This window comes from Streptomyces sp. NPDC053750, from assembly GCF_044544295.1.
GTDB lineage: Bacteria > Actinomycetota > Actinomycetes > Streptomycetales > Streptomycetaceae > Streptomyces.
On the sequence record NZ_JBITXB010000017.1, the window covers coordinates 65772 to 81917 of the forward strand.

The 16146-nt window shown below is 71.7% G+C and carries 13 protein-coding genes and 2 pseudogenes; 8 read left to right on the forward strand and 7 right to left on the reverse strand.

Translation table 11 applies throughout. The annotated features are described in order from the left end of the window. Positions 1-58: 58 nt before the first annotated feature. A pseudogene (locus ACIGO6_RS33600) lies at positions 59-328 on the forward strand (isochorismatase family protein); the annotation flags it as partial. A 133-nt stretch (positions 329-461) separates the two neighbouring features. On the opposite strand, the gene ACIGO6_RS33605 reads toward ACIGO6_RS33600, so the two are convergent. Both ACIGO6_RS33605 and ACIGO6_RS33610 read right to left on the reverse strand, forming a co-directional pair. Then, a complete protein-coding gene (locus ACIGO6_RS33605; RefSeq protein ID WP_399882975.1) occupies positions 462-815 on the reverse strand; it encodes a hypothetical protein in 354 nt (117 codons plus the stop codon). 503 nt (positions 816-1318) lie between these two features. Next, positions 1319-1597 (reverse strand): hypothetical protein, encoded by a 279-nt coding sequence (locus tag ACIGO6_RS33610; protein ID WP_399882977.1) that lies wholly within the window; start codon positions 1595-1597, stop codon positions 1319-1321. A 394-nt stretch (positions 1598-1991) separates the two neighbouring features. Here ACIGO6_RS33610 and ACIGO6_RS33615 point away from each other — a divergent pair, with 394 nt between their 5' ends. Then, positions 1992-2597: a hypothetical protein gene (locus ACIGO6_RS33615; RefSeq protein ID WP_399882979.1), complete on the forward strand. Its 606-nt coding sequence runs from the start codon at positions 1992-1994 to the stop codon at positions 2595-2597. A 367-nt stretch (positions 2598-2964) separates the two neighbouring features. Next, positions 2965-4280, forward strand: a pseudogene (locus ACIGO6_RS33620) (TauD/TfdA family dioxygenase). Here the strand turns inward: ACIGO6_RS33620 and ACIGO6_RS33625 are convergent. Further along, the gene (locus ACIGO6_RS33625) at positions 4267-5337 is read right to left on the reverse strand and encodes an aldo/keto reductase (protein WP_399882981.1); all 1071 of its coding nucleotides are present in this window, start codon (positions 5335-5337) and stop codon (positions 4267-4269) included. The pseudogene ACIGO6_RS33620 and the gene ACIGO6_RS33625 overlap by 14 nt on opposite strands. Positions 5338-5610: 273 nt before the next feature. Between ACIGO6_RS33625 and ACIGO6_RS33630 the strand changes: the two genes are divergently transcribed. Then, positions 5611-5910, forward strand: coding sequence for a hypothetical protein (locus ACIGO6_RS33630; RefSeq protein ID WP_399882983.1), 300 nt, complete (start codon positions 5611-5613; stop codon positions 5908-5910). A 110-nt stretch (positions 5911-6020) separates the two neighbouring features. Next, complete coding sequence (locus tag ACIGO6_RS33635) at positions 6021-6989, forward strand: DUF3500 domain-containing protein (protein WP_399882985.1); 969 nt, start codon at positions 6021-6023, stop codon at positions 6987-6989. Positions 6990-7203: 214 nt separating this feature from the next. Here ACIGO6_RS33635 and cydC read toward each other — a convergent pair whose 3' ends face one another. The 4 genes from cydC to ACIGO6_RS33655 are packed head-to-tail and all read right to left on the reverse strand — an operon-like array spanning position 7204 to position 13057. Beyond that, complete coding sequence (cydC, locus tag ACIGO6_RS33640) at positions 7204-9003, reverse strand: thiol reductant ABC exporter subunit CydC (RefSeq protein ID WP_399882987.1); 1800 nt, start codon at positions 9001-9003, stop codon at positions 7204-7206. Continuing rightward, entirely contained in the window at positions 9000-10682 is a 1683-nt protein-coding gene (gene cydD, locus ACIGO6_RS33645) for a thiol reductant ABC exporter subunit CydD (protein WP_399882989.1), read from the reverse strand. The genes cydC and cydD overlap by 4 nt, the downstream gene beginning before the upstream one ends. Before the next feature lie 29 nt (positions 10683-10711). Beyond that, positions 10712-11734: a cytochrome d ubiquinol oxidase subunit II gene (locus ACIGO6_RS33650; RefSeq protein ID WP_399883155.1), complete on the reverse strand. Its 1023-nt coding sequence runs from the start codon at positions 11732-11734 to the stop codon at positions 10712-10714. Positions 11735-11788: 54 nt separating this feature from the next. Then, on the reverse strand, positions 11789-13057 hold the full coding sequence (locus ACIGO6_RS33655; RefSeq protein ID WP_399882991.1) for a cytochrome ubiquinol oxidase subunit I: 1269 nt from the start codon (positions 13055-13057) through the stop codon (positions 11789-11791). 205 nt (positions 13058-13262) lie between these two features. Here ACIGO6_RS33655 and ACIGO6_RS33660 point away from each other — a divergent pair, with 205 nt between their 5' ends. From ACIGO6_RS33660 to ACIGO6_RS33670, 3 genes are all read left to right on the forward strand, one after another. Next, entirely contained in the window at positions 13263-14192 is a 930-nt protein-coding gene (locus tag ACIGO6_RS33660) for a LysR family transcriptional regulator (RefSeq protein WP_399882994.1), read from the forward strand. A gap of 239 nt (positions 14193-14431) precedes the next feature. Then, entirely contained in the window at positions 14432-14755 is a 324-nt protein-coding gene (locus ACIGO6_RS33665) for a 2Fe-2S iron-sulfur cluster-binding protein (protein WP_399882996.1), read from the forward strand. Next, positions 14755-15996 (forward strand): NAD(P)/FAD-dependent oxidoreductase, encoded by a 1242-nt coding sequence (locus tag ACIGO6_RS33670; RefSeq protein WP_399882998.1) that lies wholly within the window; start codon positions 14755-14757, stop codon positions 15994-15996. The genes ACIGO6_RS33665 and ACIGO6_RS33670 overlap by 1 nt, the downstream gene beginning before the upstream one ends. Positions 15997-16146 lie beyond the last annotated feature (150 nt).

The window sequence follows — 16146 nt, forward strand, 5'->3', positions numbered from 1 at the left end:
TTGTGGCGGCACATGATCTACCGCTTCGCGCGGCCGCGGGACGGAATCGGGTGGACGCTACAGCGGCTTCGAAGGTGCCGACGAGGACGGGCGCGGTCTGGCGGCTTGGCTGCGGGAGCACGACATCACCGCGGTGGACGTGGTCGGTGTCGCCACCGATCACTGCGTGAGGGCCACCGCCCTGGACGTGGCCGAGGCCGGCTTCGCCACCCAGGTGCTGCTGGACCTGACCGCCGGAGTGAACCACGACACCATCCGGCAGGCCTGCGAAGAACTCCGGCAGGCCGGGGTGGACCTGTCGGGCGCGCCGGGGGGCACCGAACCGTAGAGAACCTGCCCCGGACGGTCCGGGTCCGTGCACTCTGTGCACGGACCCGGGCCTGCTGCCGTCGGCAGCTCCCGCGCTTGCCTGCTCCGGAAGGCCGACGGGCACGGTGGTGCGGGGCGCCCGGGGCGGCTGGTCAGGAGAACGCGACGGAGCGCAGGAGCAGACGCTCGGACGCACCCGCGCCCAGGGACAGCGTGTAGTAGGTGTCGCCTTCGCAGTCGGCGTCGAGGAAGACGGTGGCGGTGGCGTTGGTGTAGTTCTTGGGCGCCCTTGAGGCTGCCCCGGGAGCGGAGCCCGGCGCGGGCAGGTTGATGCACTCACCGCTGGCGGGGTTGTTGAGGAAGCCGACGGCTTCGTAACCGTCGGCGGTGTTGTAGGTGTAGCGGAACTGGCCGGTGGCCGCGGAGGCCGAGCCAGGCACGGCCACCAACAGGAGGAAGGCGCTGCAGGCGGCGCCCACGGCTGCCGTGATGGAGCGAACGGGCACGGTGATCTCTCTTTCAGGGGTACCGGTGCGGTCAGTGCCAGCAATGCCCCGGTGGATGTGGAGTAGGCGCTTTGTCCCTCGAACGAGGACGCCGAATCGTTCCGCCCTCAGCGTCAGGCAACCGACGCCGCCACGAGGCCCTGGTGCGCGAACCGTGCGCACGGCAGCTTGTGCCGGGAGGCCGACGCTGTAGCTGGGCGGCAGGACAAAAGGGCGGGCGCGGCGGGGCTGACGGCCCCGTGGTGCGCCCCGCTGAGCGGGCCTGCGACCTGGAAGCCGGCTCAGGGAGCCTGCGGGCGGCCCCGCCCGGACCTGTTGCTGCGGCGATGGCACGCTGGTGCGGTCTTCACAGAGTGAGCCTTTTCCAACCTGTCGTTTTGACGGCCAGCGGAGCCTCCGAGGCATTCGTGGAACTGGCGATCTGTCATCAGGAGAGCCCTGAGCACTTCCTGTGGCAGCGGGTGCATTCCACTGGACAGCAACGCACCGCCGTCACAGCTTTCTCAGTACGGCGCCATCACCAAGTCGCCGATCACCCGCAGCCCGACTTGGGCTGCCAGCCACGGTGCACGTTCGGCCTCGACCTGCTTGACGTGGACGAAAACGGTGTAGTCGGCCGCTGCCTCCTCAAGGTCGAGGTCGCGGGCATGGACACACAGCGTGACAAACGCTCCGCGGGTACCCCCCGCCCCCAGACCCACCTCTGGAGCCTCGGGCCAGGCGTTGAAGTCCCACCGCACCGTCGCCGGGCTGTCGCCAACAGCCTGGAGGAAGGGCTTCACAGCCTCCGGTGCCCCAGCCCAGCATCGCACCCAGATGGGCAAGAAGGCCGACGGATCATCCCTATGCTCCGACGAGCAGCCTCTCGACAGTGCGCAACCCCTCGGATAGGTCCGCGGTTCTCAGGATGGGCTGCGCGTAGGAGTTGGACACGACGACCAGTGTGTCACCAAAAGGCCGGCCCTGGGTCTCTTGCCAGGACAGCGTCGGGATGCCCTTGGTGAAACGTACTGGTCATGCGGCAAACGGGCACTGCAGTCATCCGCTGGTCGCACCACTTCGTCGGTTGTCAGACGGAGGCGAGTCGGCCCTCAGCGCGACGCTCAAATCCCTTGTGACTGGGATCTTCATTGTTGAACGGATCGAACAGTAGTGCATCCAAGCCGAGGACCGCCCATGCAGCAGCTCCAGCATGCCGAAGAACCCACCACCGTCCACCCCGGACGATTACGCGCCGCATGGCGGGCGGCCCACGAGCCAGTTGCCGGAGTGACACGACGGATCCGACTCATGGCTTACGCCGTGCCCTTGGCCGTCCTTCCTTCCAGTATCTGGCGGCTCCCGGCCGCGTTCGGAGACGGTCGCGGACTCGGCGAACGAACCTACGTCGTCTTCCTGTCGGTCGTGTCCGAAGTCTTCGCGTTCACCGCGGTCGGTCTGATCGCCCGCTGGGGTGAGGTGTTCCCGCGCTGGATCCCGTTCCTCCGCGGTCGCCGGGTTCCGATAAGGGCAGCGGTCCTCCCGGCCACCCTCGGGGCCGCGAGCCTCACCCTCCTGTTCACCCTTTTGTTCATCACCTCCGAGGTCAGTGGTACCACGGTCCGAGGTGGCGACCTGCCGGCCGACTACCCTAGCCAAGCCGGCGGCTGGGAAGCTGCCTGGTTCTATGTCTGCTACGCGCCGCTGACCCTGTGGGGGCCGCTGCTGGGCGTGCTGAGCGTCGCGTACTGGAAACGCCGTTCCCAGGACACCTGCAGCAGCGTGAGATCGCCGTCGCCTTGATGCTCACCCCGGAGATCAGAGCCATGGGCGAGCAGTGCCGAGAGCTCGCTTCGGCAAGCCCCTGCTGGCTGACTACCCGTTTCCTGGCTGTCCCGCGGCTGCGGCCACGACAGTGCCGTCATTTGTCGGTTCTGGCAAAGATCTCGGGGAGCCGTCGCGGAGGGTGATGGCGCCGTTCGATTGAGGGGGCCCAAACCTCGATGGCTCGACGTGAGGGCTCACCTCGTATCCTCCACGCATGACTGATGATCCGTTTCGGTCATCGGCCATGGGCAACAGCACGGATGGCACGTGGTGATGGCTCCCGAAGACGAGATCGGTCCCGGATTCGCCTACACGATCGGTCTCTCGCACACGCACGGCGGACCTGAACTCGCCATGTTCGGCCACCGAGAGCAGGACGACGACAGTCGACGGCACTGTCCGACTCGACGACGTTGTCCACCGGTACGGCCGGGGAGGCGAGGACTTCACCGCCGTGGGGCGCGTCGACCTGTCCGTCACCGCCGGCGAGTTCCTCGTTCTGGTGGGCCCTTCAGGGTGCGGCAAGAGCACGCTCCTCCGCCTGATCGCCGGATTCGAGCGGCCTACCCGCGGCACCGTGCGGGTGTCCGGCGCTGAACCGAGGCCCGGTGCGGTGGCCGGCGTGGTGTTCCAGACGCCACGACTGTTCCCGTGGCGGACCGTTGGGGGCAACGTCGACCTCGCCCTGCGTACGCGGGCGTCGACCGTGCCCACCGACCCGAACGGCGGGCGCCGCTGCTGGCCCGGGTCGGTCTGGAAGGCACGGAGAACCGGCGCACCTGGGAGATCTCCGGCGGCCAGCAGCAGCGCGTCGCGATCGCGCGGGCACTGGCCGCCGAGAACCCGCTCCTCTTGCTCGACGAGCCGTTCGCGGCCCTGGACGCGCTGACCCGTGAACGGCTCCAGGAGGACGTCCGCCGGGTGGCCACGCAGACCGGGCGGACCACGGTGTTCCACGACTCTGGTGACGTGGCGCCCGCGGTGTACTCCCTGGACAGCCAGGACAGCGGCTTCGCCGACGTGTGGCACACGGACGTGACCTTCGTACGCCGTCCGCCCGCGATCTCCGTACTGCGCGCCGCGGTGCTACCGCCCACCGGCGGCGACACCAACTGGGCCGACAGCCGGCTCGCCTACGAGTCGCTGTCGCCCGGCCTGCGGGCACACATCGACACGCTCACCGCCGTGCACGACGGCAGCCGCGAGTTCGGCTACCACCTGGCCCAGCGCCGGCAGGGCCGGGGCAACCTGTGGGAGGGCGAGGTCTTCACCCAACTGCCCCCCGTGGAGCACCCGGTGGTCCGGGTGCACCACGAGAGCGGACGCAAGGGCCTGTTCGTGAACCCCGGCTTCACCTCGCACATCGTCGGAGTCTCGGAGCACGAGAGCCGCGGCCTCCTCGACATCCTCTACGCCCACCCCACCAAGCCGGAACACGTCGTACGCCACCGCCGGCAGTCCGGCGACGTCACCCTTTGGGACAACCGCAGCACGTCCCACTACGCCAACCGGGACTACGGCGACCGGCACCGCGTCATGCACCGCATCACGCTGCGCGGGGGACACTCCGGTGGGCCCGGGCGGTGCGCCCGGCGCAGGCGGCGACGCCTGGCGGGTCTCGGCCGGGGCCGGCGGTGCGACGCCCTCAACGACCGGTGACGGCCGCTCCCGCGGCGGCCCGCTCCCCGGCCGGGCGCCTGCGCCGCGCGGGCTCGGTGAGGGACGGCGGCTGCCAGACGCCGTCGGCCCGGTAGAGGTCGGTGCCGGGTGGCACGATCTCGTCGATCCGGTCGAGCACCCAGTCCTCCAGCAGCAGGTCGGCGCCCTTGAGCAGGACGTCGAGCTGGCCCATGGTGCGCGGGCCGGTGATCACCGAGGTGACCGCCGGGTGGACCAGTGCGAAGGCGACGGCCAGTTCCGGCAGCGTGCAGCCGACCTCGTCCGCCAGGGCGACGAACCGCTCGACGGCGGCGAGCTTCTCCGCGTTGCCGGGCACGTCGGGGTCGAAGCGGTGCGGGGTGAGTTTCGCGCGGCCGGTGGTGAGGTCGACGGGCCGGCCCTCGCGGTAGGCGCCGGACAGGAAACCCGAGGCGAGCGGTGCCCAGGTCAGCACGCCCATGCCCAGACGCTGCGCGGTGGGCAGCACGGACCGCTCGACGCCGCGGGCGAGGAGCGAGTAGGGCGGCTGCTCCGTGCGCAACCGCATCAGTCCCCGGCGTTCCGCCACGTGGTGGGCCTCGACGAGGTCCTCCGCGGGGAACGTGGAGCAGCCGAAGGTCCGGATCTTGCCGGCCCGCACGAGGTCACCGAGGACGGAGAGCGTCTCCTCCAGGTCGGTGGTGTGGTCGGGACGGTGCACCTGGTAGAGGTCGATCCAGTCCGTGTCCAGACGCCGGAGGCTGTCCTCGACGGCCTTGAGGATCCAACGGCGCGAGTTGCCGCTGCGGTTGCGTCCCTCGCCCAGCGGAAAGTGCACCTTGGTGGCGAGCACGACGTCGTCACGTCTGCCCTTGAGGGCCTTGCCGACGATCTCCTCGCACTCGCCGGCCGAGTACATGTCGGCGGTGTCGACGAAGTTGACGCCGGCGTCGAGCGCCGCGTGGATGACGCGGGCGCTGTCGTTGTGGTCGGGGTTGCCGACGGAACCGAACATCATCGTGCCGAGGCAGTGGGTGCTGACCTCGATGCCGGTCCTGCCGAGGACGCGATAGCGCATGGCGGTGCTCCAAGTCGGAGAGCTGGCGGGGGCGTCACTCTAGGACTTGGAGTGTGCTCCACGGCAAGCGCAGGGCCCGGAACGCGGGTGACGGCCGTACCGGAGGCTGACGGCGGCCCGCGTACGCGGAACGGAGCCCTCGCCGGGACGCCGCCGACGCACCAAGGGCCCCCGGGGCGGCCGGTGTACGGCTCGCCCGGTTGGGTAGGCGGACCAACCGGATCTCTTGATTCCGTTTGTGGTCCGACAATGCGTGAAGCTGGAGGAAGAAGCGTGAAGAACCTGACGCGGCACCTCGCGGCCACCGGCATCGCAGCCGTGACCGCCGGAAGCGCGCTCCTGGCCGGGGGTGGCTCGGCCACCGCAGCCGGGCAGCCGGCGCCCCACACCGGCACCCGGGCCGCCACCGCGGCCGGTCACCACGGCTCCCAGCGCGCCCCCGCCCACCGGCACGTCGACCCGTGGGTCATGGACCAACTGCGCATGTTCGAGCCCGCTGCCGCCCAGCGGATCGAGGCGTACGACCCCTGGATCAAGGACCAGCTCGCCCAGTTCGCCCGACCGGAGCGCTGAGCACCCCGTACATCGGTTCAGCCGGCCGGACGCGCCGCTGTTGCGGCGCTGCCGGATGACGCACCATGGGGCGCAAGGGGGTGACACCACCCCATGGGGGAGGAGGAACGGTGGGCGTCAGGCGATCGGAGGCGGCCGCGACGACGATGCGGGAGGCGGTGCGCGCACTGCTGTCCGTTCTCGACCCGCAGCAGGTGGGCGAAGTGCGCGCCGGGCCCGCCCGGCTGGACGCGCCCGAGTGGCGGCAGTGGACGTATCTGCCCGGCTCCCGCCCTGGGCTGTCCACCGAGGGTCTCGACGACCGGCAGCGCGAGGCCGTCGACGCGTTGCTGGCCGCGGCGCACAGCGCGCCGGGAGCGGCGCTCGCGCGCGGGGCGATCGAGGTGGAGCGCCACCGCCGCGCCACGGTCGGCGCTCCGGGTGCCGACCGCTACTGGCTGCGACTGCTGGGGGACCCGGACGGCGACGGACCCTGGGGCTGGCGGATGAACGGCCACCACCTCGCCGTGCACGTACTGATCACGGCCGTCGGGATCCGGGTGACACCCCACTTCGTCGGCGCGGAGCCCGCGCGCATCGCCGACGGGCCGCAGGCCGGACGCCGGCTGCTCGGGCCGGAGGAGGACATGGCCCGGGAGCTGGTCACCGACCTGGACGCCGGGCGCCGGGCGACGGCGGTCTTCGCCACCGAGCCACCGGACGACATCCTGACCCGCGACGACCCCTTCGCCGACCCGGACCTGCTGCCGGCCGGACTGCCGTACGCCGACATGACGCCCGGCCAGCAGCGGCTGCTGGTCCGCCTGGTGCGCCGCTACCTCGACCGTGCACCCGAGGCGTACGCGCGCGAGTGCTGGTCGGAGACGGTGGCGCGTGGACTGGACGAACTCTCCTTCGCCTGGGCCGGCGGCCGTGCGCCCGGTGACCGGCACTACTACTGCGTCCGGGGCCGGGACCTGCTCATCGAGTACGACAACACCCAGGACGGCGGAAACCACGCCCACTCCGTCTGGCGCCACGTCCGCCACGACTGGGGCGCCGACCTGCTCCGCGCCCACTACACGGAAGAGCACGGGTAGCCAGGGCCCCGACGGGCGGAGACCGCACCGCCGGGCCGGCATAACGATCTGTGCGGGCGCGTAGGGCTGCCTGAGGACCCTTGGCCGCCGACAGGACCCGCACGTTGCACGAGCGGGCGGCCCCGGTCGACGACGCGCACAACGCTCGTTGAGCGCGGCGTCAGGGCTGCGCTGTGCTGCCCTGCGTTCTCCCCGGGCGTCAACAGGACGGACGCTACCGGCGAGGACCAGCAGCAATCTCGGACACCGGACAGATTCGGCCTCGGTCGAAGGTGACGATCTGGTCTGCGGCGGTGAGCCCTGAGCGTTCATGCGTGACCAGGAGCGTGGTCCGGCCCCGGGTGGCGTCGAGGATGTCCGCGAGGACGGCGGCGGCAGTGTCCGGGTCGAGTCCCTCGGTGGGCTCGTCCAGGACGAGCACGGGCGGGTTCGCGAGCAGGGCGCGAGCAAGGAGGAGACGCCGGCGCTGGCCGCCGGAGAGCGTGGCGCCGTCGCCGCCGAGCACGGTGTCCCAGCGGTCGGGCAGCGAGTCGACCCACTCCAGCAGCCGGGCGCCGCGGACCGCTTCCCGCAGGTCGGCCTCCGAGGCGTCGGGCCGGGCGAGGATCAGGTTCTCACGGACCGTGGTGTGGAAGACATGCGCATCCTGCGTCATGCCGGTGATCACGCGGCGCACGTCGGCGCCCGCGCACGCGCGCAGTTCGCGCCCGCCGAGGCGGATGCTTCCGGCTTCGTAGGGGACGAATCGCATCAGCGCCGCGATCAGTGTCGACTTGCCGGACCCGCTGGCGCCGAGCAGCACGACGCGCTCGCCGGGCGGGATCCGCAGGCTCACGCCGTCCAGGGCCGGCGGGGCGTCGGGGCGGTGACGCACGCGCAGGTCGGTGATCTCCACGCCGAGCGGCTCGTCGGTGGGGAGCGGGACCGGGGCGGGCGGGTCGGTCACGGGTGGCGGAGTGTCGAACAGGTCGGCCAGGCGGCGCGCGCCGGCCTGTACGTCGGTCAGGCGGCGGGCGGCGGCCGGAAGGGGCGCGACGGCCTCGAAGGAGACCAGCGCGAGGACGGCGACGACGGTCAGGTGCGTGGCGGGCAGCGCTCCGGCCGCGTGCGCGCGCAGCGCGAGCCAGGTGACGCCGACCGTGGCGGCGCCCTGAAGCAGCAGCACCGCGGCCGAGCCGAGCGACGTGGTCAGTGCCTTGTGGCGTTCCAGCACGGCGATCCGGTCGCCGGCCCGGCAGGCCCGCTCGTGGACACGGCGGCGGGCCCCGTAGGCGGCCAGGTCGGCGGCTCCCCGGGTCAGGTCGACGGTGACCGCGGCGAGTTCGGCGCGCGCCGCCTTCTCGGCCCGGCCCGCGCGGTGGGACAGCACGAGCACCGATGCGGGTACGAGGAGCCCCGCGACGGCCAGGACCAGCCCGAGCAGCAGGCCCGCCGCCGGTAGCAGGGCCGTGGCCGTCGCGACGGCGGCCGTGCAGGCCACGCCGGCGACGGCGGCCGGGATTAGGATCCGCAGGAGCAGGTCCTGCGCGGCGTCGACGTCGTCGACCAGGCGGGTCAGCAGGTCACCGCTGCGAAAGGCGGGGGTGCCGGCCGGGGCCAGCGGCACCAGCGCCTCGTACACGCGGGTGCGCAGACCCGAGACGGCCCGCAGTACGCCGTCGTGGCCCAGGAGCCGGTCGGTGTAGCGCAGCGCACCGCGGCCCAGGGCCAGGGCGCGTACGGCGACGATCGCGAGGCTCACCGAGGCGAGCGGGGGCTGCTGCGCGGCCCGGGTGATCAGCCAGGCGGCGGTGGCCATGAGCGCGGTGGCGGCCAGCTCACTGGCGGCCGAGGCGAGCGCGGCGGGCAGCAGCCTGCGCCAGTACGGCAGGAGGTGGCGCAACAGACGCAGGCCGGCCCCAGGACCAGCAGCCCGGCCAGGAGTGGCCTCGTCACCGGCGGCCTGGGCAGCGCCGGTCTCATGGGTCGTGGGCTGTTGCCGGCCGGCCGTGGCGGTGGTCTGCTGGGCGGTCATGAGGTCGGCACCTCCTTCGCGGGTGTCCGGTCGGGCGGGGTGAGGCGGCCTGCCCGTACCGTGATCACGCAGTCGACGTGCGGGAGCAGGCTGGTGCGGTGGGCGACCACGAGCGCGGTGCGGCCACGCATGAGCGCGACCGTGGCGCGGGTGACGGCCGCCTCGCTGTCGGCGTCGAGGTGGGCGGTCGGTTCGTCGAGAAGCAGCACGGGCGCGTCCTTGAGGAAGGCGCGGGCGAGCGCGATGCGTTGGCGCTGGCCGACGGAGAGTCCGGCGCCGTGTTCGCCGAGCACGGTGCCGTACCCCTGGGGCAGCTTCTCGATGAAGCCGTCGGCGAAGGCGGCGCGGGCCGCCCGGCGTACCTCGGCGTCGGACGCGTCCGGGCGGCCGAGGCGGATGTTGTCGGCGACGGACTCGGCGAAAAGGTACGGGCGTTGCGGCACCCACGCCACCTGGGCGCGCCAGGCGTCGAGGTCGAGGTCGGCGAGGTCGGTGCCGCCGGCCGTCACCCGGCCCGAGTCGGGGCTCACGAAGCCGAGGAACAGGGACAGGAGCGTGGACTTGCCCGCGCCGCTCGGGCCGACCAGGGCCACGTGCTCGCCGGGCCGCAGGTCCAGGCAGACCCGGTGGAGGGCCGGGGCCGGACGGCCGGGGTAGTGGACGGTGACCGTGTCGAGGCGCAGTCGCGTGGTGGCGGGGGCGCCGCGCGTCACGGCGGGCGCGCGCCGGGGCAGGTCCTCGTCGAGGATCGCGAAGACCTGCTCCGCCACGGTGACGCCCTCGGCGCTGTCGTGGAAGGCCGCGCCCGCGGCCCGCAGCGGAAGGTAGGCCTCGGGGGCAAGGAACAGGACGGTGAGGGCCGTGCTCGGCTCGATGCTGCCGGCCAGCAGCCGCAGCCCGACGGGGACGGCCACGAGTGCCACGGACAGGGTGGCGGCGGTCTCCAGGACGAGGGAGGACAGGAACGCCACGCGCAGGGTGCGCATGGTGGCCCGCCGGTGGGCGTCGGCCGTCTCCTCCATCACGGCCCGCTGGTGTCGCTCGCGCCCGAAGGCACGCAGCGTCGACAGTCCGGCCAGCACGTCCAGGAAGTGCCCGCCGAGGCGAGCCAGCAGCCGCCATTGCCGGGCGGTGCGCCGGGCGGTGTGCATGCCGACCAGCGCACCGAAGACCGGGATCAGCGGCAGCGTCACGAGGACCACCAGCGCCGAGGGCCAGTCGGTCCAGCCCAGCCAGGCCACGACCGTGAGCGGTGCCACCGCGGTGGCCGCCATGGTGGGCAGATAGCCGACGACGTACGGGTCCAGGGCGTCCAGGCCGCGGGTGAGGAGGGTTGCGGTCTCACCGTGCCGGCCGACGGCGAGCCGCAGCGGGCTGGCGTGGCGCAGCCGACCGGTGATCCGCTCCCGCAGCGTGCGCTTGGCCCCGGCGGCGGCACGCTGCGCGAGCACCCCGCGAAGCCAGGTCAGCAGCGCGCGCAGCGCCATGACGGCACCCAGCGCGGCGAGCGCCGTGATCCGCAGCCCGCGCCCGGCGAAGCCGTCCGCCAGGAGCGTGGCGAGCAGGACCGCCTGGGCCGCCACGAGGAGAGCGGCGAGCAGGGCCAGCACCGTGGAGTACGCCAGGTGGCGGCGCAGCGCCGGGAGTTCCCGCAGCAGGCGGCGTTCGACCGGCTTCATCCTGGTACCCCTCTCTTCGTCGTCGCGGCTCAGAAGTAGCCGGGGTGCCGGCGGCCCGTCCGCCCCCGGAACACCCACCAGCTCATGCTCTGGTAGGTGAGGATCACCGGGATCAGCACGACCCCGAACGCGGTGAGGATCTTCATCGTGGCGTCGTCGGTGACCGCCTCGTCGATGGTCAGGCCCGCGCCCGTCGAACTGGTCAGGAGGTACGGGTACTGTCCCGCGCCCACGAGCAGCACCAGCAGCACGGCCGCGCAGCCGGTGGCCGCGAAGGCCCGGACGCGGTGCGCGCGTACGGCGGCCCACCAGGCACCGGCGAGCACCGCCGCGAGCAGGGCGGCGAGGACGGCCGAGGTCGCGCGGTTCGTCATCGAGGCGCCCGCGCCGAAGAGCGTCAGCAGCGGCGGGAGGCACGCCACGGCGCCCGTCGCGCGCAGCAGGGCGGCGCCCAGCTGCGCGGCCCTGGCCGCGATGTCCGGGGTCGAGCGCAGCGCGACGAAGGCCGCCCCGTGCGCCGCGAGGAGCAGGGCGAAGGTCATGCCGCAGGCGAGCACGAACGGCGAGAACACGTCGCCGAACCCGAGGTGGAAGGACCCGTCGGCCCGCCGGGGCACGCCCCGCAGCAGCAGGCCCACGACGAGGCCCCAGCACAGGGCGGGCAGCGCACCGCCGAGCACGATCAGCGCCTCCCACCACCGGCGGGCGCGGGCGGTGTGGGCGCGGCGGCGCAGCTGGATGGCGGCGTTGCCGAGGACCAGGCCGACGAGGATGGCCACGATCAGCGGGTACAGGCCGGACAGCAGAGTGCCTTCCAGGTGCGGGAAGGCACCGAACATCACGCCGGCGAAGGCGACCAGCCAGACCTCGTTGCCCAGGAAGAACGGCGCCATGGCGTCGAGGGCGGCGTTGTCTCCCGTGCGCTCGGCCGTCTCCCGGTCGCCGCGCAGGAAGGGGTGCAGCATCTGTACGCCGTAGTCGTAGCCGCCGAGCACGAAGTACCCGGCGAGAAGCAGCCCGAGCAGGGCCAGCCAGAAGGTCTCCAGACTCATCTCGCTCAACTTTCCGTCATCGTAGGGGAGCTCACGGTTCCGTCGGGCGGCGGCTCAGAAGACAGGGACCGTCTGCCGCTCCTCGACGAGCGGTTCGGTGACCCCGAGCTGGGTGGCGTCCGGTCCGCGGCGAACGAAGCGGGTGATGAGCGTCCAGTTCACCACCGCCAAGGTGACGAAGACGGCGATGAACACGGTGCAGGAGACGATCAGCGAGGCCCTGCTGACGTGAGAGAGCGCGTCGTCGACGGTCAGCTCGCCGTAGACGAGCCAGGGCTGGCGCCCGACCTCGCGGACGATCCAGCCGCCCACGGAGGCGATGAAGGGGAACGGGATCATCACCGTCATCAGACGGGCGAGGGGCCGCCACCGCACCAGCCAGTCCTTCCAGAGCAGGAGGACGGCGATGAAGGTGATGGTGGACACGGTGTTGCCGATGATCGACATCACGTCCATGGAGACCCGCACCCAGTCCTGCCAGGGCACGTAGTCACCCGGTCCGTACTCCTTGACCATCTGCGCCTGCACCTCGGCGACGCCGCTGTCGTTCAGCACGGCCGCCTTCATGGGCTGGGTCTCCTCGATGATGGGCTTCTGCCACTCGCCGACGAGGACGACGAAGAAGGAGGCGATCATGCTGACCCAGATCCCCAGGCGCAGGGAGCCGCGGAACAGCTCGGTCTCCTTGGTGCCGCGCGCGAAGTGCCAGGCGCTGACCCCGGCGAGGAGGACGCCGCCCGTGGTCAGCGCGCCGAGCGAGAGGTGGGCGAGCGCCATCAGGGCGCTGGAGTTGGTGAGCAGCGCGCCGAAGTCGGTCAGATAGGCCACGCCGTCGCGCACTTCGTAGCCGACGGGGTGCTGCATGAAGCCGTTGGCGATCAGGATCCAGTAGCCGGAGGCGTACGCGGTCAGGGCGACCAGCCAGATGAGCGTGACGTGGATGCCCTTGCGCAGTCGTCCCCAGCCGAAGATCCACATGCCGAGGAAGGTGGACTCGGCGAAGAACGCGATGAGGGTCTCGAGGGCCAGCGGGGCGCCGAAGACGTTGCCCGCGAACTTGCTCAGGCCGCTCCAGCTGAGTCCGAACTGGAACTCCATGACGAGGCCGGTGACGATGCCGACCGCGTAGTTGACGACGTAGAGCTGGCCCCAGAATCGGGTCATGCGCTCCCGCACCGCTCTCACGCGAGGATCGCGGGTGCACGCGGCCCGGGTGTGCATGACCGCCACGAGGGGGACGAGCCCCATGGTGAGGAGCACGAACAGCCAGTGGATGCCCGTGGTGGCCGCGAACTGGAGCCGGGCCAGATCCACAGCGCTCATGATGCGACCTCCCTGATGAGGGACGAGTGGCAGGGTGAATGGTCAGGCTGGTGATGGGGCCCCGCATCGCGTACAGACACCGGGCGCCGTTGCCCGTCACCTGTGCGGTGACCCCGCTGAAGACCGTAGAGAGAAGTGCTTATGCATTTCCAAGACCACTTTCGCCATGCGATGATGCCTCTGAAGGCATGAGGGGAGGTGGGTCGTGGATCTTCTGCAGCTGCGCTACTTCCAGATCGTCGCCCGATACGAGCACATCAGCCGCGCCGCGGAGGAGCTGCGCGTCGCCCAACCCTCGGTCAGCCGCACCATCGCGCGCCTGGAGGCCGAACTCGGCTCCCCGCTCTTCGACCGACAGGGCCGCCGCATCCGGCTCAACCAGTACGGCGCGCTGTTCCTGCGCCATGTCGACCGCGCCCTGAGCGAACTCGACGACGGCCGCAGGGCCGTCCGTGAGGCCCGCGACCTGGGACTCGGCCAGGTTCGGGTGGCCTCCGAGACGCTGCTGACGATCACGTCGCTCCTCGGCAGCTTCCGGGCCTCCTACCCCCGTGCCGACGTCCGGCTCTACCAGTCGAACGCCGAGGAGATGGACCGCCAACTCCGCGCCGGTGAGGTCGACTTCTGTGTCGCCTCGCAGCAGCTGACCGGCCCGGACCTGGAATCGATCGAGCTCGCCCGCGAAGAGGTACTGCTCGCGGTTCCGTGCGGGCACCGGCTCGACGGGCGGGAGAGCGTGACCATCCGCGAGATCGCCGACGAGCCCTTCGTCACCACGCGGCCGGGACACTGGCAACGAGCCCTCCTGGACCGTCTGTTCGCGGCCGAAGGGCTCACACCACTGCTGTCCTGCGAGAGCGACGAACCGGGGGTCAGCCAGGACATGATCAGTGTCGGCCTCGGTATCGGCCTGATCCCGGCGGTGTCCCGCCAAGCCGGTACGGAGACGCGGGTCCCGGTCGCCTGGGTGCATCTGGACGCGCCCCACTGCCGACGGGTGCTCACCCTGGTGTGGAACCGGGACGCCTACCTGTCCGAAGCGGCCCAGCGCCTGCGGGAGTTCATCACCAGCCGTCCCTTCATGACCCACCGTCTGCCCCGCCTGCCTCGCGATCGCGCACACGACCCGTCCTGACGGGCCGATTGGCGGCCGGCTCTGGCGCGCCGGGAACTCGCCTGGTACGTTCCATCGCGCCGCCGTAACCCTGGCCGAGGACGTCGCGTCGTCCGAACGGCCAGTGCGTGATGGTGAGTCGGTAAGGGTGTCGCGTCCCCGACCGACCATCCGGCTGCGCATCCCACCGATCACCACTTGACCGGCGTTCGAGCCGGAGCGCGCTCGCGCGCGGCCGGACGTCATCGAGGAGTTCCGTCATGCCCAAAATCACCTATGTCGCCGTCGACGGTTCCGAGCGGACGGTCGACGTCCCCGTCGGCACGAGCGTCATGCGCGGCGCGGTCTTCAACGACGTCGACGGCATCGTCGCCCAGTGCGGAGGCAACCTGCAGTGCGCCACCTGCCACGTCTACGTGGACGAAGACTTCCTCGACAGGCTGGAGACGGCGCAGGCCGCCGAGGACGACATGCTCGACTTCACCGCCTCCGCCCGCCGGCCCAACAGCCGGCTGAGCTGCCGGCTCCAGGTGACCGACACCATGGACGGCCTGATCGTCCGCCTTCCCGAACGGCAGAACTGATGACGGACCGAGCGTGGCCCGCGTCCGTCGTCGTCGTGGGGGCAGGGCAGGGCGGTTTCCAGACGGCGGCGTCCCTGCGCGAGTACGGGTACCGGGGACGCGTCACTCTCATCAGCGCCGAGGACGCGCTGCCGTACGAACGGCCGCCGTTGTCCAAGGCGTACCTCATGGGCAGGTCGGACAGCGCCCAGTTGTGGCTGCGGCCCGCGACGTACTACGTGCGCCAGTCGATCGACCTGGTCCAGGGAACCGTGACGGAGATCGACCCGGCCGGCCGTACGGTCCGCCTGGCCGACGGCACCGCGTACGCGTACGGCCACCTGGTGGTGGCCACCGGGGCCCGGCCGCGGATGCTCGACGTGCCGGGTGCCGGGCTGCGCGGTGTGCACACCCTGCGGACCGAACGGAATGCCGCGGCACTGCGGAAAGGCCTCCAAGCGGTCCGGCATGTCGTGGTGGTCGGGGCCGGGTTCATCGGCCTCGAATTCGCCGCCGCGGCGCGCACGTCGGGCTGCGAGGTGACAGTCATCGAGGCACGGGACCGCCCACTCGCCCGGGTCGTCTCGGCGCGGACCGCCGAGTGCTTCACCCGGCTGCACCACCAGCGAGGCACCCGGTTCCTGTTCGGCCGGGTCGTCGCGGCACTGCGGGGGGACGGCCGGGGACAGGTGACGGCGGTCGAACTGGACGGCGCCGACGTGCTGCCGGCGGATCTGGTCCTGGTCGGTGTCGGGGTCGGTCCGTGCACGGACCTGGCCACTTCGGCCGGCCTCCCGGTGGGCGACGGCATCGTCACCGACTCCCGCCTGCTGACCGCGGATCCGCACATCTCCGCCATCGGTGACTGCGCGGCATTTCCCCAGGTGCACTCCGGGAACCTGTCGCGGCTGGAATCCGTGCAGAACGCCGTCGGCCACGCCGAGTCGGTCGCCGCACGGCTGACCGGGGCGGCCGGCCCCTACGATCGACTGCCGTGGTTCTGGAGCGACCAGTTCTCGACGACCGTGCAGATCGCGGGAGTCGACGAGGGACACGACACCGAGGTGGTGCTCGGCGACGACCCCGACGCGTTCTCCGTACTCCTCTTCCGAGGGCGGACGCTGCTGACGGTCGAGTCCGTGAACCGTCCCACCGATCACCTGGCGGCCCGGCGACTTCTGGGGAGGAGAGTCGGGTTGACACCGGAGGAGGCCATGGCCAAGGGGTTCTCGCTCAAGGAGCACCTCGCTCGCCACGGTTGACGGCCACGGTCCCGTTGGCTGAGGACGCCGACAGCCAACGGGACCGCGCCTACGCCCGGCGCACGGACCTCGGGTGTGCGGGCGGCTCGGGACCGCCCCGGGGACGGCCGCCGCGGACAACCGCGGCCGGGGGAGTGGGCCAGTGGGCCC